Origin of the sequence: Streptomyces fructofermentans, assembly GCF_014651055.1 — a bacterium.
GTDB classification, from domain to species: domain Bacteria; phylum Actinomycetota; class Actinomycetes; order Streptomycetales; family Streptomycetaceae; genus Streptomyces; species Streptomyces fructofermentans.
Window position 1 is genome coordinate 37,647 of record NZ_BMWD01000011.1, and the last position, 24,438, is coordinate 62,084.

General features: G+C 74.0%; 21 protein-coding genes and 1 pseudogene. 6 read left to right on the plus strand and 16 right to left on the minus strand.

From position 1 onward, the window contains the following. Positions 1-411: 411 nt before the first annotated feature. Positions 412-1,215 (plus strand): SCO3374 family protein, encoded by an 804-nt coding sequence (locus IE265_RS17175; RefSeq protein WP_190036467.1) that lies wholly within the window; start codon positions 412-414, stop codon positions 1,213-1,215. On the opposite strand, the gene IE265_RS17180 is transcribed toward IE265_RS17175, so the two are convergent. The 10 genes from IE265_RS17180 to IE265_RS17225 form a co-directional block, all read right to left on the minus strand. Further along, positions 1,194-1,529, minus strand: a complete 336-nt coding sequence (locus tag IE265_RS17180; RefSeq protein ID WP_190036468.1) for a histone-like nucleoid-structuring protein Lsr2 — start codon at positions 1,527-1,529, stop codon at positions 1,194-1,196. The genes IE265_RS17175 and IE265_RS17180 overlap by 22 nt on opposite strands. A 236-nt stretch (positions 1,530-1,765) precedes the next feature. Further along, entirely contained in the window at positions 1,766-2,305 is a 540-nt protein-coding gene (locus IE265_RS17185) for an amino-acid N-acetyltransferase (RefSeq protein ID WP_190036469.1), read from the minus strand. Positions 2,306-2,314: 9 nt separating this feature from the next. Then, complete coding sequence (locus IE265_RS17190; protein WP_190036470.1) at positions 2,315-2,767, minus strand: BlaI/MecI/CopY family transcriptional regulator; 453 nt, start codon at positions 2,765-2,767, stop codon at positions 2,315-2,317. A 171-nt stretch (positions 2,768-2,938) separates the two neighbouring features. Then, the gene (locus tag IE265_RS17195; RefSeq protein WP_190036471.1) at positions 2,939-3,118 is read right to left on the minus strand and encodes a hypothetical protein; all 180 of its coding nucleotides are present in this window, start codon (positions 3,116-3,118) and stop codon (positions 2,939-2,941) included. Positions 3,119-3,167: 49 nt separating this feature from the next. Beyond that, entirely contained in the window at positions 3,168-3,782 is a 615-nt protein-coding gene (locus tag IE265_RS17200) for a hypothetical protein (RefSeq protein WP_190036613.1), read from the minus strand. 475 nt (positions 3,783-4,257) lie between these two features. After that, positions 4,258-5,055, minus strand: a complete 798-nt coding sequence (locus IE265_RS17205) for a type III pantothenate kinase (protein WP_190036472.1) — start codon at positions 5,053-5,055, stop codon at positions 4,258-4,260. A 2-nt stretch (positions 5,056-5,057) separates the two neighbouring features. After that, the gene (gene nadC, locus IE265_RS17210) at positions 5,058-6,083 is read right to left on the minus strand and encodes a carboxylating nicotinate-nucleotide diphosphorylase (protein WP_190036473.1); all 1,026 of its coding nucleotides are present in this window, start codon (positions 6,081-6,083) and stop codon (positions 5,058-5,060) included. Positions 6,084-6,088: 5 nt separating this feature from the next. Further along, a complete protein-coding gene (locus IE265_RS17215; protein ID WP_190036474.1) occupies positions 6,089-7,807 on the minus strand; it encodes an L-aspartate oxidase in 1,719 nt (572 codons plus the stop codon). Further along, entirely contained in the window at positions 7,804-8,796 is a 993-nt protein-coding gene (gene panC, locus IE265_RS17220) for a pantoate--beta-alanine ligase (protein ID WP_190036475.1), read from the minus strand. The genes IE265_RS17215 and panC overlap by 4 nt, the downstream gene beginning before the upstream one ends. 28 nt (positions 8,797-8,824) lie before the next feature. Further along, positions 8,825-9,745 (minus strand): Rossmann-like and DUF2520 domain-containing protein, encoded by a 921-nt coding sequence (locus IE265_RS17225; RefSeq protein WP_190036476.1) that lies wholly within the window; start codon positions 9,743-9,745, stop codon positions 8,825-8,827. A 147-nt stretch (positions 9,746-9,892) separates the two neighbouring features. Here IE265_RS17225 and IE265_RS17230 point away from each other — a divergent pair. Together IE265_RS17230 and IE265_RS17235 are read left to right on the plus strand one after the other, a co-directional pair. Next, positions 9,893-11,079, plus strand: a pseudogene (locus tag IE265_RS17230) (threonine aldolase family protein). A gap of 225 nt (positions 11,080-11,304) precedes the next feature. Further along, a complete protein-coding gene (locus IE265_RS17235) occupies positions 11,305-12,408 on the plus strand; it encodes a DUF5937 family protein (protein WP_190036477.1) in 1,104 nt (367 codons plus the stop codon). Positions 12,409-12,431: 23 nt separating this feature from the next. Here IE265_RS17235 and IE265_RS17240 read toward each other — a convergent pair whose 3' ends face one another. From IE265_RS17240 to IE265_RS17250, 3 genes are all read right to left on the minus strand, one after another. Next, complete coding sequence (locus IE265_RS17240; protein WP_190036478.1) at positions 12,432-13,064, minus strand: AAA family ATPase; 633 nt, start codon at positions 13,062-13,064, stop codon at positions 12,432-12,434. A 367-nt stretch (positions 13,065-13,431) separates the two neighbouring features. Then, a complete protein-coding gene (locus IE265_RS17245) occupies positions 13,432-14,103 on the minus strand; it encodes a response regulator (protein ID WP_190036479.1) in 672 nt (223 codons plus the stop codon). A 38-nt stretch (positions 14,104-14,141) separates the two neighbouring features. Further along, complete coding sequence (locus IE265_RS17250; RefSeq protein WP_190036480.1) at positions 14,142-15,344, minus strand: sensor histidine kinase; 1,203 nt, start codon at positions 15,342-15,344, stop codon at positions 14,142-14,144. A 149-nt stretch (positions 15,345-15,493) separates the two neighbouring features. Between IE265_RS17250 and IE265_RS38385 the strand changes: the two genes are divergently transcribed. After that, positions 15,494-16,894 (plus strand): SAM-dependent methyltransferase, encoded by a 1,401-nt coding sequence (locus tag IE265_RS38385; protein WP_373302978.1) that lies wholly within the window; start codon positions 15,494-15,496, stop codon positions 16,892-16,894. Positions 16,895-16,958: 64 nt separating this feature from the next. Here IE265_RS38385 and IE265_RS17265 read toward each other — a convergent pair whose 3' ends face one another. Beyond that, positions 16,959-18,110 (minus strand): NADH-quinone oxidoreductase subunit D, encoded by a 1,152-nt coding sequence (locus tag IE265_RS17265; RefSeq protein WP_190036481.1) that lies wholly within the window; start codon positions 18,108-18,110, stop codon positions 16,959-16,961. 31 nt (positions 18,111-18,141) lie between these two features. Between IE265_RS17265 and IE265_RS17270 the strand changes: the two genes are divergently transcribed. Both IE265_RS17270 and IE265_RS17275 read left to right on the plus strand, forming a co-directional pair. Further along, complete coding sequence (locus IE265_RS17270; RefSeq protein WP_190036482.1) at positions 18,142-18,657, plus strand: PH domain-containing protein; 516 nt, start codon at positions 18,142-18,144, stop codon at positions 18,655-18,657. Then, entirely contained in the window at positions 18,654-20,054 is a 1,401-nt protein-coding gene (locus IE265_RS17275; RefSeq protein ID WP_506005198.1) for a PH domain-containing protein, read from the plus strand. The genes IE265_RS17270 and IE265_RS17275 overlap by 4 nt, the downstream gene beginning before the upstream one ends. A gap of 157 nt (positions 20,055-20,211) precedes the next feature. Here IE265_RS17275 and IE265_RS17280 read toward each other — a convergent pair whose 3' ends face one another. After that, positions 20,212-21,924, minus strand: a complete 1,713-nt coding sequence (locus IE265_RS17280) for a hypothetical protein (RefSeq protein ID WP_190036483.1) — start codon at positions 21,922-21,924, stop codon at positions 20,212-20,214. A 1,243-nt stretch (positions 21,925-23,167) separates the two neighbouring features. Beyond that, positions 23,168-24,301, minus strand: a complete 1,134-nt coding sequence (locus IE265_RS17285) for an alpha/beta hydrolase (protein ID WP_190036484.1) — start codon at positions 24,299-24,301, stop codon at positions 23,168-23,170. Positions 24,302-24,438 lie beyond the last annotated feature (137 nt).

Below are 24,438 nucleotides of genomic sequence, written 5' to 3' on the forward strand. Positions count from 1 at the left end.
GTAAGGGGACGCTCCCCTCCCTGTCCTTCCGCAGCTTAGTCCCGCAAGCGGGGACCGCTCATTCCAACTGCCGACACCGGACCGACAACCGGCACTGCCTCCGGGCGCCGAACGCCGACATCTGCTCCAACCTGATGGTGCGAGACGATGTTCCCGCAGGCCAGGCAGATACCCCCACCATCTGTACGCCGATGGCGAACGTGAGATGCCCGAGCCTTGCGTGTCGCCCCTCCCACTAGGGATGTCTTACCCGCACGCGGTGACACTCCATGCCGAGCGCACCGGTTCCCTCCGCTATGGGCGAACACCCCTGCCCCGCCGGCCGCCCGCGGACGCACCGATTCCGGGCACCCGTCGCACACGCCGGACCACCCAGCGTAACTCCGGCGCCCTCGGGACGGTTGGTCCTGCATGGTTCCCACGGTCCCCTTTCCCCGCCGGCCGTCCGGGGCGGACGACCCGAGCGACACGATCCGGCGTTGGTACGAGAACGAACTGGACTGGCCCACGGTGCCCGGTCCGCCGGTGGAACTGCCGACGGGGCGGCGTTTCGACGTCCTGGACGTGCCCGCCGAGGCGGGGTACGCGGCGATGCGCCACCTGGGACCCGCGTCCCCGGTGTCCATGTGGGGCGGCCGCATGCGGCTCTTCGTCGCCGCGGGGAGCGCGGACGAGCTGCCGGGGCTGCTCGACTGGCTGGAGTGGGGAGGCATCCCGCTGGACCTCGGGGCGATCGGCGCGGGCGGACGCGTCGTGGCGCCACTGCCGCCGGGCCTGGCCCGTGCGCGCGGAAGGCGGACCCGCGAGGGTGCCGAGCGTGCCGAGGGCGCCGAAGGCGCCGAAGGCACCGGGAACGCCACGAGCGCCGAGGGCACAGCCCACGGGATCAAAGACCGGGGCGACCGGGGCGGCACGGGTGGCACGGACCCCAGCGACCGCGAGGGCCGGGGGCCCTGCCGGGAGGACCGGGGCGCGGGCCGGGACGGCGCCGGCGCTCCCCTGATCCGCCGCGCCTACGGCCCGCAGGGGGCCGCCGTGTGGCTGCGGCCCCCCGTGCCGGGCCGCGAGGTGGAACCGTCGCTGCCGACGCTGTCGGCACTCGGTGGGGGCGGTGGGGGCGCCCCCGATCTCGTACGACTCGTGGACACGATGGCCGCGGAGTGCCACCGGATCCGGCTGCGCCGTTCCTGCGCTCAGCCGTTGGCCTTCTCGTAGGCCTCGCGAATGGACGCCGGAACACGGCCGCGGTCATTGACGTCGTGGCCGTTCTCCTTGGCCCACGCGCGGATCAGAGCGGTGTCCTGGCTGCCGCCGGACGCCGCACGGGCCTTTCCGCGGCTCCCCGAGGCACGGCCACCGGTACGACGACCGCCCTTGACGTACGGGTCGAGAAGTCCACGAAGCTTGTCCGCATTGGAAGTCGTGAGGTCGATCTCGTACGTCTTGCCGTCCAGCGCGAACGTCACGGTCTCGTCAGCCTCGCCACCGTCGAGGTCATCGACAAGAAGGACCTGAACCTTCTGTGCCACCGGATTTCCTTTCATCGATATCTACGGGCCGAGGGTCCGCGGCATCCGCCACTGTTTCACGCCCCTGTTATATGCAGTACTGCAGTACGTCGGAAAGCAAACCGCTTTTGCCGGAAAAACACAAACCCCTGGCGGAGACCGATGGGAGACGGGAAGCCCGGAAACATGCGCGTTTCGGACATAGGACCCCTGGGCAAGGGCGAGCGGTGCACTTCGGGGGTTTTACCCGCCGGCGATCACAGATGCAGAAGCATCCGGCTGTTGCCCAAGGTGTTGGGTTTCACCCGTTCGAGACCCAGGAACTCGGCCACGCCCTCGTCATAGGAACGCAACAGCTCCGCGTAGACATCGGTGTCGACCGGCGTCTCACCGATCTCCACGAAGCCGTGCTTGGCGAAGAAGTCCACTTCGAAGGTCAGGCAGAATACGCGGCGAACGCCCAGCCAGCGGGCGGTCTCCAGCAACTTCCCCAGCAACTGGTGGCCGACGCCCGCGCCCTTCATGGCCGGGTCCACGGCGAGAGTGCGGACTTCCGCGAGGTCTTCCCACATCACGTGCAGAGCGCCGCAGCCCACGACCTCCGCACCCGGACCCGTGCCGCGTTCCGCGACCCAGAACTCCTGGATGTCCTCGTAAAGGGTCACCGTCGCTTTGTCGAGCAGGATCGAGCCGCGGACGTACGCGTCGAGGAGACGGCGAACGGCCGGGACATCGCCGGTCCTGGCCCGGCGGACGGTGACGGCATTAGTGCTGACTTCGGGCTGCTCTGCTGGCATGACCGGACGCTATCGCCCGGTCTCGCCCCCGTCGGCGGCGGGGTTCTCGCGGGGCGGGTTCTCGGCGGGGTTCTGCTCCGGGTTCTGCGCGGGAGGCGTTTCCGGTCCTTGGACCATACGCACGGCATCGCTCAGCGCTTCACGCTGTTCCGGCGACATCATGCCGAAGAACGCGACGAGAGCGGCCGCCTGGTTGTCGCTCTGCGACCAGGCCTCGTTCATCAGCGCGGCCGAGTACGCCGCCCGCGTGGAGACCGCCTCATATCGATAGGCCCGGCCTTCCGCCTCGCGGCGCACCCAGCCCTTCTGATGGAGATTGTCCAAAACGGTCATCACCGTGGTGTAGGCGATGGTCCGCTCCTGCTGAAGGTCTTCCAGGACTTCCCGAACGGTCACCGGGCGGTTCCACTTCCACACCCGCGTCATGACCGAGTCTTCGAGTTCTCCCAATGGGCGAGGCACAGTTCAGAACAATAGGGGGAGATGTCGCCAATCACGTGGTGGACGTGGCTTTGAGTGGCAAACGGCAACAAAAAGGGCGTACGACTCGGAAATCCGATGAGTCGTACGCCGGTGCGGGGCGTCCGCCGCCGGGGTCCGGGCCCTCCGTTCGGGGCGCCCGGGTCCCGGGGCTCAGGCGGTGCCGTCGCGGGGGGCCTGGCGGGTGTTCTCGGCACGGGCGAGGGCCGCGTCCACGGCGGCGTCCTCCTTGGCCTTGTTGGCGCCGCCCTGGGTCTTCACGATCGTCACGATCAGACCGCCGAAGAACACGGCCATCACTACCGGGGGCACGAGCGCGGAGACGTATTCCATGCCGTCCAGGGTAGCCAGGCCCCCTCCGCGGTCCCGTACGCGGGTCGGGTCAGACCGCGGCGAGCTGCTGCGGGGGGCCCGCGGGCGGGGCCGCGGGTTTGCGCCTCGGCGGGAACACCTCTCCGGGGGTGGGGATGGGGCGCTCCCTGCGCGGGGTGTCCGGGCGCGGTTCGGGAGCCGGCTTCTGCGCGGGCTTCCCGTCGGGTCCGGGGTTCCCGGTGGCGTCGGCCGCGGCCGCGAGGCCGCCCCGGATCGCCGTCAGGCGCGTACGGGAGCGGGAGGCGGGGACGCTGCGCAGGGCGAGGCGGGTGCGGACCTCGCGTTCCGCCAGGTCCTGGCAACGGGCGAGGAGCGCGGCGGCGACGGGGTTGCCGCTCAGCGCGCGCAGCGCGGACAGGTCGTCGGCGCCCGGCAGGTAGCCGGAGGCGAGGGCCTCCTCCAGCAGCGTCAGGAAGCCGGCCGCCGTCCCGGGCAGGGCCGCGCGGTAGCGGGCGAGGTCGGCCAGCAGGAAGGCGCGCAGCCGGGCGCCCTCCCGGGACGCCTCGTCCACCGACTCGGCGAGACGGAGGCAGTCCTGGACATCCTCGGGCGGGGCGGGGCTGGGCTGAAGGGCGAGGGCGAGCGCGCGTCGGAGCACGCGCAGCTCCTCCGCACCGAACGCCATGCCGCCGCGGGATCCATAGGGCGTGGGCATGATCGTGACGATACGCGCTAATCAGACAAAATCCGCAGATTGCCGTTCGGCGGTTTGGTTGCCGGGGCCCTCCGGGGGTGGGGCCGGGGGCGGGGGTGCGGGCTCTGACCCGGGTGCGCGTGGGTCGTGGTTGCGCGCGCCGTTCCCCGCGCCCCTGACGGGGCGGGGGCCGCAGGACTTGACTCGGGTGCGCGTGCGCTGTGGTTGCGCGCGCCGTTCCCCGCGCCCCTGACGGGGCGGGGGCCGCAGGACATGACTCGGGTGCGCGTGCGCTGTGGTTGCGCGCGCCGTTCCCCGCGCCCCTGACGGGGCGAGGACTGCGGGCCTTGACCCGAGTGCGCGTGCGTCGTGGCTTGGCGCGCCGTTCCCCGCGCCCCTGGCGGGGCGGGGGCCGCAGGGTTGCGCGCGCCGTTCCCCGCGCCGCTGGCGGGGCGGGGGCCGGGGGTCAGGTTCGGGAGATGTTGCGTTCGTAGACCAGGCGGAGGCCGATCAGGGTGAGCCACGGCTCGTGCTCGTCGATGACCGAGGACTCGCCGAGCACCATCGGGGCCAGACCACCGGTGGCGATGACCGTGACGTCCTCGGGGTCGTCCGCCAGCTCCCGGGCCATCCGGCCCACCACTCCGTCGACCTGTCCCGCGAAGCCGTACAGGATGCCCGCCTGCATGGCCTCCACCGTGTTGCGGCCGATGACGCTGCGGGGGCGGACGAGTTCGATCTTGCGGAGCTGGGCGCCGCGCACCCCGAGGGCCTCGACGGAGATCTCGATGCCGGGGGCGATCGCGCCGCCCGCGTACTCCCCCCGAGCGGACACGGCGTCGAAGGTCGTCGCCGTACCGAAGTCCACGACGATCGCGGGGCCTCCGTACAGCTCCACGGCGGCGACCGCGTTGATGATGCGGTCGGCGCCGACCTCCTTGGGGTTGTCCGTGAGGATCGGGACGCCCGTCTTGATGCCCGGCTCGACGAGGACGGCGGGTACGTCGCCGTAGTGGCGGCGGGTCACCTCGCGCAGCTCGTGGAGGACCGAGGGGACGGTCGAGCAGATCGCGATGCCGTCGATGCCGTCGCCCAGCTCGTCGCCGAGGAGCGGGTGCATGCCCATCAGCCCCTGGAGGAGGACGGCCAGCTCGTCCGCGGTGCGGCGCGCGTCCGTGGAGATGCGCCAGTGCTCGACGATGTCCTCGCCGTCGAAGAGGCCCAGGACGGTGTGGGTGTTGCCGACGTCGATGGTGAGCAGCATGCCTACTCAGCCCCGCTCGTGGACGCCTCGGAGGCGTCGCGGAGGTCGAGGCCGATGTCCAGGATGGGCGCGGAGTGCGTGAGGGCGCCCACCGCCAGGAAGTCGACGCCCGTCTTCGCGTACGACTGCGCGCTCTCCAGCGTGAGGCGGCCGGAGGCCTCCAGGAGCGCGCGGCCGGCCACGAGGGCCACGGCCTCCTCGCACTCGGCGGGCGTGAAGTTGTCCAGAAGGATCAGGTCGGCGCCGGCGTCCACGACCTCGCGGAGCTGGTGCAGGGTGTCGACCTCCACCTCGATCGGCACGTCCGGGAAGGCTTCCCGGACGGCCTCGAAGGCCTGGGTGACGCCGCCCGCGGCGACCACGTGGTTGTCCTTGACGAGCGCCGCGTCCGAGAGGGACATGCGGTGGTTGACGCCGCCGCCCGCGCGGACCGCGAACTTCTCCAGGGAACGCAGCCCGGGCGTCGTCTTGCGGGTGTCGCGCACCCGCGCGCCGGTGCCCTCCAGGACGTCCGCCCACGCGCGCGTGGCGGTGGCGATGCCGGACAGGCGGCACAGCAGGTTGAGCGCGCTGCGCTCGGCGGTCAGCAGGTCGCGGGTGCGCGTGGTGACGCTCAGCAGCTTCTGGCCCGCCTCGACGCGGTCGCCGTCCTCGACATGCCGCTCGACCTCGAACTCGTCCGTGCAGACCACCGAGACGACCGCCTCGGCGACCCGCAGGCCCGCCACGACCCCGGCCTCGCGGGCCGTGAAGTCGGCGGTGGAGACGGCCTCCTCCGGGATCGTCGCGACCGTGGTCACGTCCACGCCGTGGTCAAGGTCCTCCTCGACGGCCAGGTTCGCGATGTCCTCCACCTCTACGGGGTCGAGCCCGGCGTCCGTGAGGAGCTGCGCGAGGGCGGGGTCGAGCCCGCACTCGGCGTAGGCCGCGTACTCGTCGGGGGTGATGCCGTACTCCCCTTCGGCGCCGCAGCCGCAGCCGTCGCCGCAGCCACCGCCTGAGAGGAGGGGAAGGTCGGGGGTGCTCACGTCTGTCACTGCTCCTGGGGACGGGGCTGCTGGGTCGAGGGGAAGTCTGGGGTGTCGGTGGTGTGCACGGCGAGCGTCCGGTCGGGATTCAGCCGTACGACGATGTGGCGCCGCCAGTTCACGTCGTCCCGGTCGCCGTGGTCCTCGCGCCAGTGGCAGCCGCGGGTCTCCTCGCGCAGCCTGGCGGCGGCGACCAGCACGCGGGCGACGCACAGGAGGTTGGTGGCCTCCCAGGTGTCGACACCCGGTTCGGCCGTCTTGCCGTTCTCGTCGAGGGCGTCGCGTGCCTCGCTGTGCAGCCGCTGGAGGCGGTCGGCGGCGGCCTCCAGGGAGGACGCGGAGCGCAGCACCCCCGCGCCGTCCGTCATGATCCGCTGGATCGCGAACCGGGCCTCGGGGGCGAGCAGCGGGTGCGCGGGCCTGTCGGGCCGCGCGACCGGCGCGGGCACGCGCGCGTGGAGGCCGTCCTCCGCGTGGCGGCCGGTGATGTCGGCGGCGATGCGCTCGGCGTAGACCAGCCCTTCCAGGAGCGAGTTGGAGGCGAGCCGGTTGGCGCCGTGGACGCCGGTGCAGGCGACCTCGCCGCACGCGTACAGGCCGGGGACCGTGGTGCGCCCGCGGGAGTCCGTACGGACGCCGCCGGAGGCGTAGTGCGCGGCCGGGGCGACGGGGACCGGCTCGGTGACCGGGTCGATGCCGTGGGCGCGGCAGGCGGCCAGGATCGTCGGGAAGCGGTGCTCCCACATATCGGCGCCGAAGTGCCGGGCGTCTAGGTACATGTGCTCGGCGTCCTGCTCCTGCATGCGCCGCATGATGCCCTTGGCGACGATGTCGCGGGGCGCGAGTTCGGCGAGCTCGTGCTGTCCGACCATGAAGCGCGTTCCGTCGGCGTCGACGAGGTGGGCGCCCTCGCCGCGGACGGCCTCGGAGACCAGCGGCTGCTGGCCCTCGGCGTCCGCGCCGAGGAAGAGCACGGTCGGGTGGAACTGGACGAACTCCAGGTCGCTGACCTCGGCCCCGGCACGCAGCGCGAGCGCGACGCCGTCGCCGGTGGACACGGACGGGTTGGTCGTCGCGGAGAAGACCTGGCCCATGCCACCGGTCGCCAGGACCACCGCGGGCGCGTGGACGGCTCCCACGCCGTCGTGCTGGCCCTCGCCCATGACGTGCAGGGTCACTCCGGCCGTACGCCCCTCGGCGTCCGTGAGCAGGTCGAGGACGAGTGCGTTCTCGACGGTGCGCAGGCCGCGGGCGCGGACCGCCTCGACCAGGGCCCGGGAGATCTCGGCGCCGGTGGCGTCGCCGCCGGCGTGCGCGATGCGGCGGCGGTGGTGGCCGCCCTCCCGGGTCAGCTCCAGGAGGCCCTCTTCGGACTCGTCGAAGTGCGCGCCGGTCTCGATGAGGCGGCGTACGGCGTCCGGGCCCTCGGTGACGAGGATGCGGACCGCCTCCTCGTCGCACAGGCCCGCGCCCGCCACCAGGGTGTCGTCGAGGTGCTGCTCGGGGGTGTCGCCCTCGCCGAGGGCCGCGGCTATGCCGCCCTGCGCCCAGCGGGTCGAGCCGTCGTCGAGGCGGGCCTTGGTGACGACGACGGTCCGCAGGCCGGCCGCGTCGCAGCGCAGGGCCGCGGTGAGTCCGGCGACTCCGGAGCCGACGACCACGACGTCCGCGGCGACGGACCAGCCGGCCGCGGGCGCGTGCAGACGTATGCCTGTGCTGGTCACGAGGCGGCTCCGAAGGTGAGAGGAATGTTGTCGATCAGCCGGGTCGTCCCGACCCGGGCGGCGACGGCGAGGACCGCCTCGCCGGTGAAGTCTTCCGGGACCTCGGTGAAGTCGGACGGATCGACCAGCGCCAGGTAGTCCAGGGCGAGCGGGGGCACGAGGCGGGCCGCCTCGTCCAGGACCAGGCGGGCGGCGGCACGGACCGCGGCGGGGCCGCCGGGAGCGGCCTTGGCCACGGCGTGCGCGTCGGCCGCCGCACGGGACTCGCCGATGGCGCTGAGGGCCTGGGCGCGGGCGTGCGTGGCGGGCACCTCGCGGGCCCGCGCGCGCAGCGCCTCCTGCGCCGCGTGCCGGTCGCCGCCCGCGAACAGGGCCCGCGAGAGGGCGAGGGCCGTGCGGCGCTCGGCGGCCGACAGGTAGCGGTTGCGGCTGGACAGGGCGAGGCCGTCGGCCTCGCGCACGGTCGGGACCCCGAGGATCTCGACGCCGAAGTTCAGGTCGCGTGCCATGCGGCGGATGAGGGCGAGCTGCTGGGCGTCCTTCTGCCCGAACAGCGCCACGTCGGGGCGGGTCAGGTGCAGCAGCTTGGCGACGACGGTGAGCATCCCGTCGAAGTGGCCGGGCCGGACCGAGCCCTCCAGTCGCCCGCCCATGGGGCCCGCGGAGATCCGCACCTGCGGCTCGCCGCCCGGGTAGACCTCGTCCGTGGACGGGGCGAGGACGACGTCGGCGCCGGACTGCTCGGCGAGCTTGACGTCGGCGTCCAGGGTGCGCGGATAACGGTCGAGGTCCTCGCCCGCTCCGAACTGGAGGGGGTTCACGAAGACGGTGACGACGACCTCGCCGTCGTCCCCCGCGATCTCGCGGGCGGTGCGGATCAGAGTCGCGTGGCCCTCGTGCAGGGCGCCCATCGTCATCACGACGGCTCGGCGGCCCGTGGGCACGCGCGCGTGGAGCCCGTCGGCGGTGTGCAGCAGGACGGGGGTCATCGGACGGCTCCGTTCTCCGGGGCGCGCGTCATCGGGCGTCCCCCTCGGTCCCGTTGGCGAGCACTCCGAGCAGGTCCTCGGCCAGCTCCGGCTTGAGGAGCCCGTGGGCCAGCGCGCGGTCGGCGGTGGCGCGGGCCATCGCGAGGTAGCCGGCGACGGTCTGCGGCGCGTGCTTGCGCAGCTCGGCCACGTGCGCGGCGACCGTGCCCGCGTCGCCGCGCGCCACCGGGCCGGTGAGGGCGGCGTCGCCCGACCTGAGGGCGTTGTCCAGGGCGGCGCCCAGGAGCGGGCCCAGCATCCTGTCGGGGGCCTCGACGCCCGCGGCGCGCAGCAGCTCCATGGACTCGGCGACCAGGGTCACCAGGTGGTTGGCGCCGAGGGCGAGGGCCGCGTGGTAGAGCGGGCGGGCGGCCTCCTCGATCCACTCGGGCTCGCCGCCCATCTCGATGACCAGCGCCTCGGCGGCCAGCCGCAGCTCCTCGGGCGCCGTGACCCCGAAGGAGCACCCGGCGAGCCGCTGGACGTCCACGGCCGTCCCGGTGAAGGTCATCGCGGGGTGCAGCGCGAGGGGCAGCCCCCCGGCCCGCAGCGCGGGGTCGAGGACCCTCGCGCCGTACCGGCCGGAAGTGTGCGCGATCAGCTGTCCCGGCCGTACGGAACCGGTGTCGGCGAGTCCCTCCACGAGGCCAGGCAGGGCGTCGTCCGGGACGGTCAGGAGCACCAGGTCGGCCCTCTCCAGCACCTGCGCGGGGGTGACCAGCGGCACGTCGGGCAGGAGCTGCGCGGCGCGGCGCCTGGAGGCGTCGGAGACGCCGGACACGGCCACCGGACGGTGTCCGGCGAGCTGGAGCGCGGCGGCGAGCGCGGGGCCGACACGGCCGGCGCCGACCACCCCCACGGTGAGGCGTGCGGGGCGGTCCTTCGGGTCTGGCTGGGGGAATGTACTCACTCGACGGCGGCCTTCCGTTCCAGTCCGCTCGGGGTACCGGACGCTTTCTCGTCATGTTAACGCGATTGGTACGAGGGGCGTTTTCCCGTCCACAGGCTGTGGGGAATTCGTATGACCGGCCGGTCCCGCGTCCTGCATGATCCGGGCATGAGCGATACGACCGGGCAGGGTGCGCAGGAGCCGGCGGGCGAGCCGTCGGCGGAGGAGCGGTGGGCACGGCGCAGAGCGGCCTGGCGGGCGGCGGAGCGCACGCTGTGGCGGCCGTGCTTCACCTCCACCGTCGGCGAGCGGCTGGCCCGGCTGACGGCCGCGGCACCGCACGTGTACGACCTGGACCAGCCGACGGACATGTACGGGGACCGGATCGTCGAGACGCTGGAGGAGCGGGTCGCCGGCCTGCTCGGCACCGAGGCCGCCGCGTTCTTCCCCACCGGCACGATGGCCCAGCAGGTCGCCCTGCGCTGCTGGGCGGGCCGTACGGGCAGTACGACGGTGGCGACGCACCCCCTCTCGCACCCCGAGGTGCACGAGCGGGACGCCCTCTCGACCCTCGGGGGGCTGCGGACCGTGCACCCGACGAAGGCGCCCCGCATGCCGTCCGCCGCCGAGGTCCGGGACCTGGACGAGCCCTTCGGGACGCTCATGGTCGAGCTCCCCCTGCGCGAGGCCGGCTTCCTGCTGCCCTCGTGGGAGGAGCTGGTGGCGGTGACGGACGCGGCGCGCGAACGCGACGCCGTGGTGCACTTCGACGGGGCCCGCCTGTGGGAGTGCGCCACGCACCTCGGCCGGCCCCTCGACGGGATCGCCGGCCTCGCGGACAGCGTCTACGTGTCGTTCTACAAGTCCCTCGACGGGCTCGGCGGCGCCGCGCTCGCCGGACCGCGGACCCTGGTCGACGAGGCGAAGGCCTGGCGCCACCGGTACGGCGGCCAGGTCCTCCAGCAGTTCCCCACGGCCCTGTCCGCGCTGATCGGCCTGGAGCAGGAGCTCCCAGGCTGCCGGAGTACGTGGCCCACGCGCGCGTGGTCGCGGCGGCGCTGCGCGAGGGTTTCGCCGCGGCCGGTGTGCCCTGGGCGCGGGTCCACCCCGAGGAACCGCACACCCACCAGTTCCAGGTCTGGCTGCCGTACGACGCCGAGCTGCTGACCGACACGGGGACCCTGCACGCCGAGGGGACCGGCACCTCGCTGTTCCCCCAGAGCTGGGCCGCGGGCGGACCCGGACTCGCGTTCACCGAGGTCACGGTGGGCGCGCCGGGGCTGGAGTGGACGGCCCGGGACGTCCGCGAGGCGGTCGCCGGGTTCGTGGCGCTGCTCCCGGACCGAACCGGCTGAACCGGCTGAACCGGGCGGGGCGGCCGGCGCAGCCGCTCCGCGGTCGCGGTCGCGCGCCCTGGTCGGCGCCCCCGGGCAGCCCGGCCGGTGCCGCCCGCGACCGTCCCCGGGCGGGGCGGCCGGCCGGGACCGCGCGAAGCGCCGGTGGCCGCGCGGCTCGCGCACCACGAGCCGGTCGTGGATGCCCGGGGCGTCGTTGTCGGTGGCGGGGTGCACCATGAGGGCATGAGCGTGGACATCGACATCACCGGGCTGCGGCGGGAGAGGATCGCCGTCGTGCCCTCCCCCCTGGCCGAGCTCGGGATGGCGCTGCACACGCTCGCCGAGCCGGGGCACCACCCCGGGCTCCAGGGCTGGGCGACCGGGGTGACCGCCGGGCTCGACGCCCTGCTCGCGGACCGGATGTGCGAGGCCGACTTCCTGTGGCGCACGACGTTCTCGGACCTCTTCCTGCCCTGCTCGGGCATCGCCGGCGGGGTGCTCCCGGCCGCGACGCTCACCGAGGAGCTGGACCTGTTGGACAGGCTGTCCGACGAGCAGTTCGTGGACGCCGCGCTGGAGTTCACGTGCGCGCTCACGTACGACTCCCAGGGGCCGCAGGCGCTCTCCGATCCCGCGGTGCGCGTGCGGGCCCTGGAGCTGGCCGCCTCCCGGGGACCCCAGCAGGTGCGCTTCACCAAGCGGCTGCTGGAGGACCCGCCGAGCGTACGGACCTGGTTCCGGCAGTTCCTGGAGGACTGCGACGAGGCGTTCTTCGCGGAGACCTGGGCGCGGCTGCGCCACCAGCTCGCGGCGGACGCCCGGCACAAGACGGACCTGCTGCGGCAGAAGGGGCTCGCGGAGGCGCTCGCCGCGGTGTCCCCGATGGTGACGCTGGACGAGGAGGCCGGGCGGATCACGGTCGACAAGCTCACCACCGGGCGCACCGCCACGGCGGACGGCGGCCTGCTGCTCGTGCCCACGAGCCTGGGCCGCCCGCACCTGATGGTGCTGCACCGGTACCGGTGGCAGCCCGTGCTCCACTACCCCGTCGGTTCACCGGAGTGGGCCGCGCCGCCCTCGGTCGAGCAGCTCACGCTCCGCATGTCCGCGCTGTCGCATCCGGTCCGGATGCGGTTGTGCCGGCATCTGGCGCGCAGCGCGTTCACGACGGGCGAGCTGGCGAAGGTGCAGGGGATGACGGCACCGGAGATATCCCGGCACCTGGGCGTCCTGAAGAAGGCGGGCCTGATCACCACGCGGCGCCGCGGCCGGTACGTGCTGCACCAGCTCGACGTGTCGATGGTGGCCCGGCTCGGCAGCGACTTCCTGGAGGGAATCCTGCGCTGAGCCGGGCGGCCCCGCGTCGCCGGTCAGTCGAGGCGGATGTGCCGGGCTCCCGTCCAGGCCCGCCGCAGCCGTCCCCTGAGCGGGCCGTCCCGGTTCGGCACGAGCTGGAGGCCGGCCAGGACCGCGATGCGGTCGGCGGTCTTCGCGACGGTCGTGTGGTCCGTCCACAGGTGCTCGGCGAACTCCGGTTCGCGCAGCCGCTCCAGGCAGTGGTCCAGCCGCCCGACCGCCCAACTCTCCCTGCGCAAAGGGGTGTCCCTGCCCGCGACGTACCGCAGGAGGCGTCCGAAGCCGCGCTCCCGCAGCCGTCCCAGCACGGTCTCCCGCTCGGCGAGCAGGGTGAAGTGGCGTACGTCGTGGCCCTTTTCGCGCAGGATGCCGACCGTCTCGTCGAAGTGGCCGAAGTCCGTGACCGTCATGGGCGCGATCACCACGCCGTCGTGCCGGGTGAGGGCGAGGTCGAGCACCTCGACCACGCCCTGCCGCCACGACACCAGGTCCTGGAAGTCCCCGCGCAGTTCGGGCGGAAGCATGCGGCGCAGGCCGAAGCCGACGTGTTCCGGGTCGCACACGACGCTGCCCGGCAGCCGCCGCCGGATCTCGTGTGCGGTCTGTGTCTTGCCGCCCCCGAAGGGGCCGTTGATCCACAGGAGCATGCGCAGACCCTAGTGGTCGCCGGTCACGCCGCGGTCACGCACCGGCACCGCCTGATGACACGTCACGTACGGTCCTTCCGGGCTCGGGCAGTAGGCCTGCGCCGGGCCCCGGGCCCCGCCCGCGCACCGAGTCCGCCGGCCCCCCGAGCCCGCCAGCGCCCCGAGCCCGTCCGCGGGCCCCGAGCCCGTCCGCGGGCCCCGCACCTCCGCGGGCACCGGAGCCCGGTGTGCCGGAAGCCCGGCCGGCGGATCTGCCGGAAGCCCGGTGCCCGGCCTCGGTCGCACCCCGGAACCCCCGCCTCGGTCGCACCCCGGAACCCCGGCCTCGGTCGCACCCCAGGACCCGCGAAGAGGGGGGCGCCGCGGGTCAGCCCTGTCCGCCCGCCCGTACGAGGCCCGTCTCGTAGGCGAGGACGACGACCTGGACGCGGTCGCGCAGGCCCAGCTTGGTGAGGATGCGGCCCACATGGGTCTTGACCGTCGCCTCGGAGAGCACCAGCCGGGCCGCGATCTCGCCGTTCGACAGCCCCTGGGCGACCAGGAGCATCACCTCGCGCTCGCGGTCGGTGAGCCGCCCCAGCTCCTTGTGCCTCGGCTCCTTGCCCGCGTTGGGCAGCAGCGGCGCGAACCGGTCCAGGAGGCGGCGGGTCGTCGAGGGCGCCACCACCGCGTCGCCGCTGTGCACGGAACGGATCGCGGCGAGGAGCTCCCCCGGGGGCACGTCCTTGAGCATGAAGCCGGAGGCACCCGCCTTGAGGCCCGAGAAGGCGTACTCGTCGAGGTCGAAGGTGGTCAGGATCAGCACCTTCGGCGGGTTCGGGTCCGAGCAGATGCGGCGGGTGGTCTCGACGCCGTCCAGCTTCGGCATCCGGACGTCCATGAGGACCACGTCGACCTCCGCCGCCCGCAGCACCTCCAGGGCCTCCACCCCGTCGCCCGCCTCAGCCACGACCTGCATGTCCGGCTGGGCGTCGAGCACCATCCGGAACCCGGTGCGCAGCAGCACCTGGTCGTCGACGAGCATCACGCGGATCGGCATGGGGAGGTCCTCCGGTCGGTTCATGGGACGTGCACGTGTCAGTGGGCGGGCTTGAGCGGAAGCAGGGCGCTGATGCGGAAGCCGCCGCCCGGACGCGGCCCCGCGTCCAGGGTGCCGCCGACCATGCCGACGCGCTCGCGCATCCCGATCAGGCCGTGGCCGCGGCCGTCGGCGCCGCCCTCCTCGTACAGCTCGTGCGGCGCGCCCTTGCCGTCGTCCTCGACGAGCAGCCCGAGGCCGTCGTCGAAGTAGACCAGGCGCACGCTCGCCCCCGTGTTCGGCCCACCGTGCTTGCGGGTGTTCGTCAGCGCCTCCTGCACGATGCGGTACGCCGTGAGCTCCACCCCGCTGGGCAGCGGACGCGGAGTGCCCTCGATCTTGTAGTCGACGGGCAGCCCGGAGGTGCGGCACTGCTCGATGAGGTCGTCGAGCTGCTCCACGTCGGGCTGCGGCACGTACTCGCCGGACTCCTGGTGCTCTCCGGTGCGCAGCACGCCGAGCAGGCGGCGCATCTCGGCGAGGGCCTGGCGGCCCGTGCCGGAGATCGTCTCCAGGGCCCTCCTGGCCTGGTCGGGCGCGGAGTCGAGGACGTACGCGGCGCCGTCGGCCTGCACCACCATCACGGAGACGTTGTGCGCGACCACGTCGTGCAGTTCGCGGGCGATCCGGGCGCGTTCGGCGGCGACGGCCACCTTGGACTGCGCCTCGCGCTCCCTCTCCAGACGGGCCGCGCGCTCCTCCAGCTGGGCGAAGTAGGCGCGGCGGGTCCGCAGGGAGTCGCCGAGCACCCAGGCGAGGGCGAAGGGAACCGTCTGGAAGACCACTATGGCGACGTTGCCCGCGGCGCTCGCCTCATTGTTGGGCCACCGGAGCTGGGCCAGCGGAGCCGCGCACAGGCCGGCGGTCAGGGCGGTCCTGGACGCCCACCGGGTGCCGTTCGCCGCCACCGTGTAGGTGATCACCAGCAGGGCGAAGTCGGCCGGGACCACCGCCACGTCGAGCACGAGCTGCGCCATCCCCGTGGCGACGGCCAGCAGCAGCATCTTCTCGGGCATGCGCCGGCGCAGCGCGACGACCAGGCACAGCAGGAGCATGACCGGGACGGTGACGAGCGGGACATCGGTCCCGTCGTCGACCTGCCCGGTCGTTCCGCTCACCACCGAGAGCCCGAACAGGACGACGGCCCAGAAGCTGTCGAACCACGTCGGGTGCCTGCGGAGAAAGTCATAGAGGCGCTGCACGTGACCCAGCGTAGGGAAGCGTGCTGTGTGCAGGGGTCAACCGGAGGACCGATCCGTAACCCGTGCTCGTACTCCCCAAGGTGGAGACCGCCCCGCGATCGGCGCCTAGCCTGGCGCGACGGGTTCGGCGGGCGACAGGGGTGAGCGCAGTGGGGCGTGAGGCGGCGGACGAGGGGCGGGGGTGGCGCCCGGCGACCGAGGAGGCGCTGTACGGGCCCTGCGGCTTCTACCGCAGGGCCGAGGGTCCGGCGGGTCATTTCCGTACGTCGGTGCACGCGTCGGCGCTCTTCGCGCGGGCCGTGGCACGGCTCCTCTGCCTGGTCGACGAGTCGCTCGGCCGCCCCGCCGAACTGGCCTTCGTCGACATGGGCGCGGGCCGCGGCGAGCTGGTCACCGGCGTCCTCGGAGCGCTTCCCGCCGAGGTGGCGTCCCGCGTGCGCCCGTACGCGGTCGAGCGGGCCGCGCGGCCCCCGGGACTCGACCACCGGATCGAATGGCTGGCGGAGCCCCCGGCCGGGGTCACGGGGCTGCTGTTCGCCAACGAGTGGCTGGACAACGTGCCCGTGGACGTGGCCGAGGCCGACTCGGACGGGGTGGTGCGGCTGGTGAGGGTGCGCGCGGACGGGAGCGAGTTCCTCGGGGCGCCGGTGACGGGTGCGGACGCCCGCTGGCTGGCGCGTTGGTGGCCGCTCACGGCGCCCGGCGGCCCGGCCGCCCCCACCGGACCGACACCGGCCGCCCCCTCCGACCTGGGCGGGCCCGGCGACTCCGGCGACTCGGGCGGCCCGGGCGCCCTCGGCAGATCCGCCGTCCCGGGCGGCCCCGGGGACCTCGACGGACCCGGCACCGCCCATGAGACCGACGTCCTCGGCGCTTCGGGCGGCCCCGGCGATCCCGAGCACGGCGGGGGCGCCGGACACGGCGGGGGAGCCGGAGGGCCCGGAGGCGTCGGCCGCGTCGGACGCGTCGGACACGGCAGGGAAATCGGCGCCGGCGGACGCGACGGGGGCGGCGGCCTCGGGGGCGGGCACCCCTCCGAAGGGTTGCGGGCCGAGATCGGGCTGCCCAGGGACGTGGCCTGGGCAGCCGCCGTCGCCTGCCTCGACCGGGGCCTGGCGGTCGCCGTCGACTACGCGCACTCGGCCGGCGCCCGGCCGCCCTTCGGGACGCTGACGGGCTTCCGGGACGGCCGGGAGACGGCCCCCGTGCCGGACGGCTCCTGCGACATCACCGCCCACGTGGCGCTCGACGCGTGCGCGCTGCCCGGTGCCCGGCTGCTGAGCCAGCGCGAGGCGCTGCGCGCGCTCGGCGTGCACGGCGGGCGGCCACCGCTCCGGCTGGCCTCCACGGACCCGGCGGCGTACGTACGGGCCCTCGCGGGGGCGGGCGAGGCGGCCGAGCTGACCGCCCCGGGCGGACTGGGCGGGTTCGGGTGGCTGCTCCAGCCGGTGGGCATCGCAGACCCCCTCGCCCACGACCTCGGCCACGACTCGGACCCGTCGCTCCCGGACGCGCCGGACGCCCGCCGGAACGGGCCGGCCGGTCCGTGAGCCGAGGGAGACGACTACGGGCCGGCGGGTCCGTGAGCCGAGGGAGACGGCTCCGGCCCCCGGGTCACTTGTCGATGTCGCCGACCACGAAGAAGAGCGACCCGAGGATCGCCACCATGTCCGCGACCAGGGTGCCCGGCAGCAGCTCGGTGAGCGCCTGGATGTTGTTGAACGAGGCCGAGCGCAGCTTCAGCCGGTACGGGGTCTTCTCGCCCTTGCTGACGAGGTAGTACCCGTTGATGCCGAGCGGGTTCTCGGTCCACGCGTACGTGTGGCCCTCCGGGGCCTTGAGGACCTTGGGGAGCCGCTGGTTGATGGGCCCCGGCGGCAGCTCCGCGAGCCGGTCGAGGCAGGCCTCGGCGAGGTCGAGGGCGTTGTGCGTCTGCTCCAGGAGGCATTCGAAGCGGGCCAGGCAGTCGCCCTCGCTGCGCGTGACGACCCTCAGCGTGTCCTGGAGCTCCCCGTAGGCGAGATAGGGCTCGTCCCGCCGCAGGTCGAAGTCGACACCGGAGGCGCGGGCGATGGGGCCGCTCACGCCGTACGCGTGCACGGCCTCGGCCGCGAGGACGCCGACACCGCGCGTGCGCCCGCGGAAGATCTCGTTGCCGAGCACCAGGTCGTCGAACCGGTCCATCCGGGAGCGCACGCCCGAGACGGCGGCGCGCACGCGTGCGGTCCAGCCCGCCGGGAGGTCCTCCTTGAGCCCGCCGACCCGGTTGAACATGTAGTGCATGCGCCCGCCGGAGACCTCCTCCATGACGTGCTGGAGTTCCTCGCGCTCGGTGAAGGCGTAGAAGATCGGGGTGATACCGCCCAGTTCGAGGGGGTACGAACCCAGGAACATCAGGTGGTTCAGGACGCGGTTCAGTTCCGCGAGAAGGGTGCGGGTCCACACCGCGCGCTCGGGCACCTCCATGCCGAGCATCCGCTCCACACCGAGGACCACCCCCAGCTCGTTCGAGAACGCGGAGAGCCAGTCGTGGCGGTTGGCCAGCATGATGATCTGACGGTAGTCCCGCGCCTCGAACAGCTTCTCCGCACCGCGGTGCATGTAGCCGATCACCGGCTCCGCGTGCTGGATCCGCTCGCCGTCCAGGACGAGCCGCAGCCGCAGCACACCGTGCGTCGACGGGTGCTGCGGACCGATGTTGAGCACCATGTCGGTGCTCTCCGCGGCGCCGCCGATCCCGACCGTGGTCTCCGTCTGGGGAGTCATGGGAACAGTGTGTCGTACGTACGCTTGCCGCATGGAGACGGGGACCTCGGAGGACTCGGGGCGGACGACGGACAGGGCAGCGGGCGGACCGGCGTGGATCAGCCTTCCGCCGGGACTGCTGAGAATGCGACGGCTGCTGCTGGTGGTGTGGATGGGGCTGCTGACCGTTGCCACGGGACTGCTGACCGGGCTGCTCGCGGGACCCGGCTGGGCCGCGTTCGCGCTGCTCCCGCTCGCGGTGCTGCTGTGGGGGTGGCCGATGCTGGGCCGCAACTGGCGGTCCTGGCGGTACGCCGAGCGTTCGGACGACCTGCTGATCAGCAAGGGTGTCCTGTGGCACGAGGAGACCGTCGTGCCGTACGGGCGGATGCAGCTGGTCGAGGTGACCTCCGGTCCCGTGGAGCGCCACTTCGGGCTGGCGAGCGTCCAGCTGCACACCGCGGCGGCGGCCACCGACGCCCGCATCCCGGGGCTCGACCCCGCCGAGGCGGAACGTCTGCGCGACCGGCTCACGGAGCTGGGCGAGGCCCGATCGGCCGGACTGTGACACCGCCGGGCGCCCCGGAGGGCGTACGGGACGACGGCGTACGGGACGACGGCCTGCGGGACCGGGCCGCGGACGTGTCGCGCGGGATGCCGGACGGGCGCGCCGCCGCGCCGGCGCCGGACGAGCGGCGGCTGCATCCCGTGACACCGCTGCGCCGCGCGTGGGCCCCGGTCGCCGTGATCGCCGGCTGGGCCGTGCACGACCCCGACCAGGCGCAGCGGCACCTGACCCGGCTGACCATGACGACGCTGCTGGTCGCACTGGCCGTGCTGATCCCGGCCGCGGCCCTCTACGGCTTCCTGAGCTGGTGGTTCACCCACTTCTCGGTGACCGGGACGGAGTTGCGGATCCGTACGGGCCTGGTGTTCCGGCGCACCGCGCACATCCGGCTCGAACGCCTCCAGGCCGTGGACGTCACCCAGCCGCTGCTGGCCCGGGTCGCCGGAGTCGCCAAACTCAAACTGGACGTCGTCGGGGCCGACAAGAAGGACGAGCTGGCCTACCTGGGCCAGGACGAGGCCCGCGCGCTGCGGGCTGAACTCCTCGCCAGGGCGGCCGGTTTCGCCCCCGAGACGGCCCACGAGGTGGGCGAGGCGCCGGTCCGGCGGCTGCTGCACGTCCCGGCGGGCGTCCTCGCCGTCTCGCTCCTGCTCACCGGGGCCACCTGGGGGACGCTGGCCGCCGCCCTCGTCGTACCCACCCTGCTGTGGTTCGCCACCCACAGCCTGTGGACGGTGCTCGCCACGGCCGTGCCGCTGATCGGCGCGGCGGGCGCCGGCAGTGTGGGCCGGTTCGTCGGCGAGTACGACTGGACCGTGGGCGAGTCGCCCGACGGCCTGCGCATCGACCACGGCCTGCTCGACCGCGCGCACGAGACCGTGCCGCCCGGACGCGTGCAGACCGTGCGCGTCGTGGAACCCCTGCTCTGGCGGCGGCGCGGCTGGGTCCGGGTCGAACTGGACGTGGCCGGGTCCGCCAACTCCGTACTGCTGCCGGTGGCTCCCCGCGAGGTCGCGGAGTCGGTGATCGCCCGGGTGCTGCCGGGGGTGACCGTGCCGGGGACGGTCCGCCCGCCGCGCCGGGCCGGCTGGTGCCTGCCCCTGTGGTGGCGGGGCCAGGGACTGGCCGTGACGGACAGCGTCTTCGTGGCGGGGCACGGGCTGCTGCGCCGCAGCGTCGCGCTCGTCCCGCACGCGAAGGTGCAGAGCGTGCGCCTGGAGCAGGGGCCCTGGATGCGCCGCCGGGGGCTGGCCCACGTGCGGGTCGACACCGGGGCGAACAAGACGGTGACGGCCCGGCTGCGGGACGCCTCGGAGGCCGCGGAGCTGTTGTACGCGCAGGCGGACCGGTCCGACACGGGACGGCGGGAGGCCCGGCCGGACCGCTGGATGGCCTGACCCGCCGCCGGGACGGCCGGCCGCCGGGTGGCCCGTGCGACGTACGAGAGGGCAGTGGCACACCGCCACTGCCCTCTCGTACGTCGCACGGGCCTCTCCCGGCTACCACCACGCCCAATCCGGGGTCCGGGATCCCCGGGGTCAGGGTTCGGTGCGGCTAGGAGACCGCGCTCCGGAGCTGCTTCAGGTCGACGTGCTCCGTCTCGTCGTGCTCGGTGAGGTCGATGACCTGGCCGACGGCACGGGACTCCTCGGTCGCGGGCTTGAACTCCGCCTCGGCCTCGGCCTTGTGGACGGCCAGCGCCTCCTCGCCCACCACGTCGGCGAGGTCCTCGTTCTGCACGGCCTCCAGCGGCTCCTCCTCCTGGGTGCCGAAGAAGTCGAACCCGCCCTGTACGGAGGGGCGCCGCGAGGGGGAGGCCGGTACGACCGCCACGGCCGTGGGCACCGTGAAGTGCCCGGAGGGCCGCGAAGCACGCGGTGCGGGGCCCGGAGCGGCCGTGCCGCCCGCCGCGGGCTCGTCCCCGGCGGGCCGTCGCCGTACGCGCGCGACCTCCGACGGAGTGGGCCTCGCGAGAGCGGTGCCGGGCGACCGGGTCGGGGCGCCACCGGGCCTTACGGCGCCGGGGCCTTCCTCGCCGGACCCTTCGGGAGCTGCGTCGGCCGCGTCCGCCGCGGCCGTACGGGTGCGTACCCGGGCGGTCCCGGTGGACCGCCTGGGCGTCGCGGCGGTGGCGGCCGTGCGCTCGTGTCCGCCGACCGCCTCGGAATTCCCCCGCGGGCCGTCCTCCTGCCCGGCGTCCTCCGTGACGGTGACGCCCGCCGCGGACGTGCTCTTCGGGGACGCGCTCTTCGCGGGTGTGCTCTTCGCGGACGAGCCGCGGGCGGGCGCTCCGCCCGGACCGCCGGACGTGGACGAACCGCCGAGGGTGCCGCCCTTCGCGGTCCGCCCGGCGGTGCCCCCCTTCGGGGAACGGTCTGCGCCGGAGCCGTCCTCGGACGCCCCCGTGTGCCCCGCGGCCCCGTCGGCGGAGTCCGACCCGGCCCTGCCGGTGCCGCCCCTCGGCGGGTCGCCCTCACCGGTCGGGTGGCCGTCCGGCCCGGGAATGTCAGTGGCGGAGGGGCCGGCCCCGTCGGTCCCCTCCGGGGTGTCCTCACCGGAACCGCCGTGGGAGGAGTCGTGCGCCGGGCCCGTCCCGCGGGACCCGGGGGCACCGCCGGTGAGCCGGTCCAGTGCCGCGTTGGCCCTCACGTAGAGGACCGAGGCCGCGGAGGACGCCGCCAGGGCGGCCTGCACGGTGGCCGCGGTCGCCTCGGGAACGGCGGGCGGCTCGGGCGTGGTCTCGACGGCTCCGGCGGGCACCGTCTCCTCGACCGCCGAACGGGCCGGCGGCAGGGCAGGACGCACCGGAGCCGTCGCCTCTATCTCCAGGAGCCGGCGGCCCTCCAGCGCGGTGGCCCGCTCGGTCTCCGCCGTGGCGTACCGGCGCAGCAGCGAGGCGTGCTCGTTGCGCAGTCCTGCCAGCTCGGCGCGCTTGGCACGGAGCTTCTGCTCCAGCTTCGTACGCAGTTCGCGCGACTCGTCCAGATCGGACTCGAGTTCGGCGACGCGTTCCTCGAAACGCCACTCGTCGCTCGCCCGCGCGCGCGTCAGGTCGGCGACGCGCCTGCCCGCCGAGGCGTCCCAGCGGCGCATGACGACCGCGCCCAGGACAGCCGTCCCCGCGGCGGCCGCGGCCAGCCCCCGGAGCACGAGCATGTCGGAGAACAGCCATGGCCCCGTGGCGCAGACGACGGACACGCCTGCGATCGTCGAGGCGGGCAGCAGCCGGTGCAGAGGCGGGGAATGACGGTGACGTCCTCGTGGCATGGCCAGAAACTTACCGCGCGTAGGCGAATGATGGTGCCCCCCACGGTAAAAACACAGCCACACCGAAACCTTCTCACCGCCCCAACACCGGGCATTCCACGCACCGGCCGCTTTCGGGTCACCACTTCACCCCGTCATCGCCCGCCTCACCGGCCCCACACCGTCCGCCGATTCACGGCGACCGGACCGCGGCGGCATCCGTCACTTCTTGATCGATCCCTTCTTCTCCGGATACACCGCAAGCGTCATCCGGTCCCTTTTCCGGCGCCTGTCACCCGCCTTCGGCACGGAGTTCCGCGGGACCGTCCACGGCGACGGCTGCGGCTGAAGTGCCCCGAGCGAGGGCCGTCCTCCCGGCACGGGTCCCGCGCGTGCGCCACGGGCCGTCGGGCGTACCTCCCGCCCCCCTCCGGGGAGCGCCGCGCCCCGTCCCCCCGCGGCACGCCGGCGGGACCGCCGGCGCCCGCCCGGCGCCACCTCGCAACGCCCGTCCCCCCAACGCCCGCTTGGCCCGCGCCGTACGGGACCCGGCGGACCGCTTCCGGTGCGGGCGGCACCGTACGGCTCCCGCAGCGCCGAGGCGGAGGGGCCCGGTGGAAGCTGCGTCCGCCGAAAGGGCGTTCGCGCCCGGACCGCCGTCGGCAATGGCCCCGGCGTGCGGCTCCCGGCGAATTCGGCGCCCACGGCGAACGCCTTCCCCCCGGACCTCCGCACCGGTCCGGGAGACCTTCGCCTCCGCCGGGTCCTTCGGTCGCACCGGCTCCGCGAAACATCCCGGGGATCGTCACCGTGACGCACCCGTCATCGGAAGAGCCGGCCTTCGCCTTCGGGCCGTTCCACCGCCTGGCCGGGGAATTCCGCGAACGCCGCCGAGTAATTCGGGCGCGGCGCCGAACCCGTCCTTCTCCTCATGCCCTTCACCGGTCGCGGTTCGTGGATCTCCCGGTTCACGGCGGACCGGGCCGCCGCACCGCGACCGGCTTCCGCGCAAACCCGCTTGTAGCGCACACCGAGTGCCTCCCGCCGGTGAATCCGGCACGCCCTCGCGCACCGCGGCCCGGCGAACCGGGAATCCGGCCCGGAACACGGCCCGGACGTCCGGCGACCACCCGGCAGACACCCCGCCGGCGCACCCCTGCGCCCGGCACCCGGTCCCCGGCGCCGGACTGCCAGGATGTGCCGTCCGCCGCACGGCACGGGGACCCGCGCCCGGCGCGCCCGGCGCTCCGTCCCGGACGCCCCGTCAGCCGTCGGCGATCCGGCCGCTCATCCACCTCAGGGCCGCCGGGATCTCACGGCGCCAGGTGTTGAAGTTGTGACCGCCGCTGCCGAGGATGATCGACGAGATCCGGGTCGGCTTCCTGTCCCGTACGAGTTCGATGAACCGCAGCGTCTCCCGGTAGTTGCCCTCGCCCCTCCGGCTGCTCGTGACCAGCAGGGACGTGTCGGGCGCGGGCCGGTGCTCCAGATACCACACCAGGTCGGCACCGCTGCGGAGTTCCTCGTCCCCGTGGAAGAGATCGCCCGTCGTGGGATCGACCGGGGCCCGGTAGTACGGCGAGAGACCCGCCCCCGCGGCGTACGTGCCGGGGTGGTGGATCGCCAGCTTCAGCGCGCAGTAGCCGCCCGTGGAGTCACCGATGACGCCCCAGCCGCGCGGACCTCCGGCCGCCCGGTAGTGCCGCGAGACGGCGTACGGCAGGTCCTCGGCGAAGAACGTCTCGGCCTGCGGGCCGCCGGGCACGTCCACGCACTCCGTGTCGCGCGGCGGCGCCACGGTCGGCCGGAGCATGACGAGGATCATCGGCCGCATCCTGCCCCCGGCGGCCAGCGCGTGCGCGGTCTGCGGGTAGCGCAGGCCCTTGACGAGCGCCTCGGCCGTGCCGGGGTAGCCGGTGAGCACGACGGCCACCGGGAAGGCGCGGGCACGGTGCCCGGGCTGGAAGTACTCCGGCGGCAGGTACACGTACGCCGGTGTCACGAGGTGTGTCCGGCGGCCCACGATCTCGACCTTCTGCAGCCGGCCGCCGATCTGGGGCCGCTCCCCTCCCGGCACCTCGATCCGCCCGGTGGAGACGACCTGGACCGGACCGCGCGGGCCGCCGCCTCCCGCGGTGTCGTGGTCGACCACGACACCGCGCGCCGACTCCCGTCCGAACAGGTCGGCCCAGCCGGCGTAGAAGCCGAAGGTCTGGTTCGCGGCGAGGCAGACCGCCGTGAGGACCGCGCACTGAGTGGCCGTCAGGAGGACGACGCGACCGGCCACGAAGCGCGGTCCGCGGGACGCCAGGCGCGGCCAGCACACCACCGTCCCGCCGAACAGCAGCGCCCCGAGGACGATGACGAGAGCCAGCGGACCGCCGCTCGTGAGACCCATGGGCCGCTCCTGCCTGCGCTGTCCGGCCGGCGCCCGACGCCCGGTCCTTCACGGCGCCTTGCCCCGGTCTTTCCTTGATCTTTGAATCGGTTTTCCGGAAGGGAGTGAACCTGGCCTCCCAGGACACCGTCCTAGAG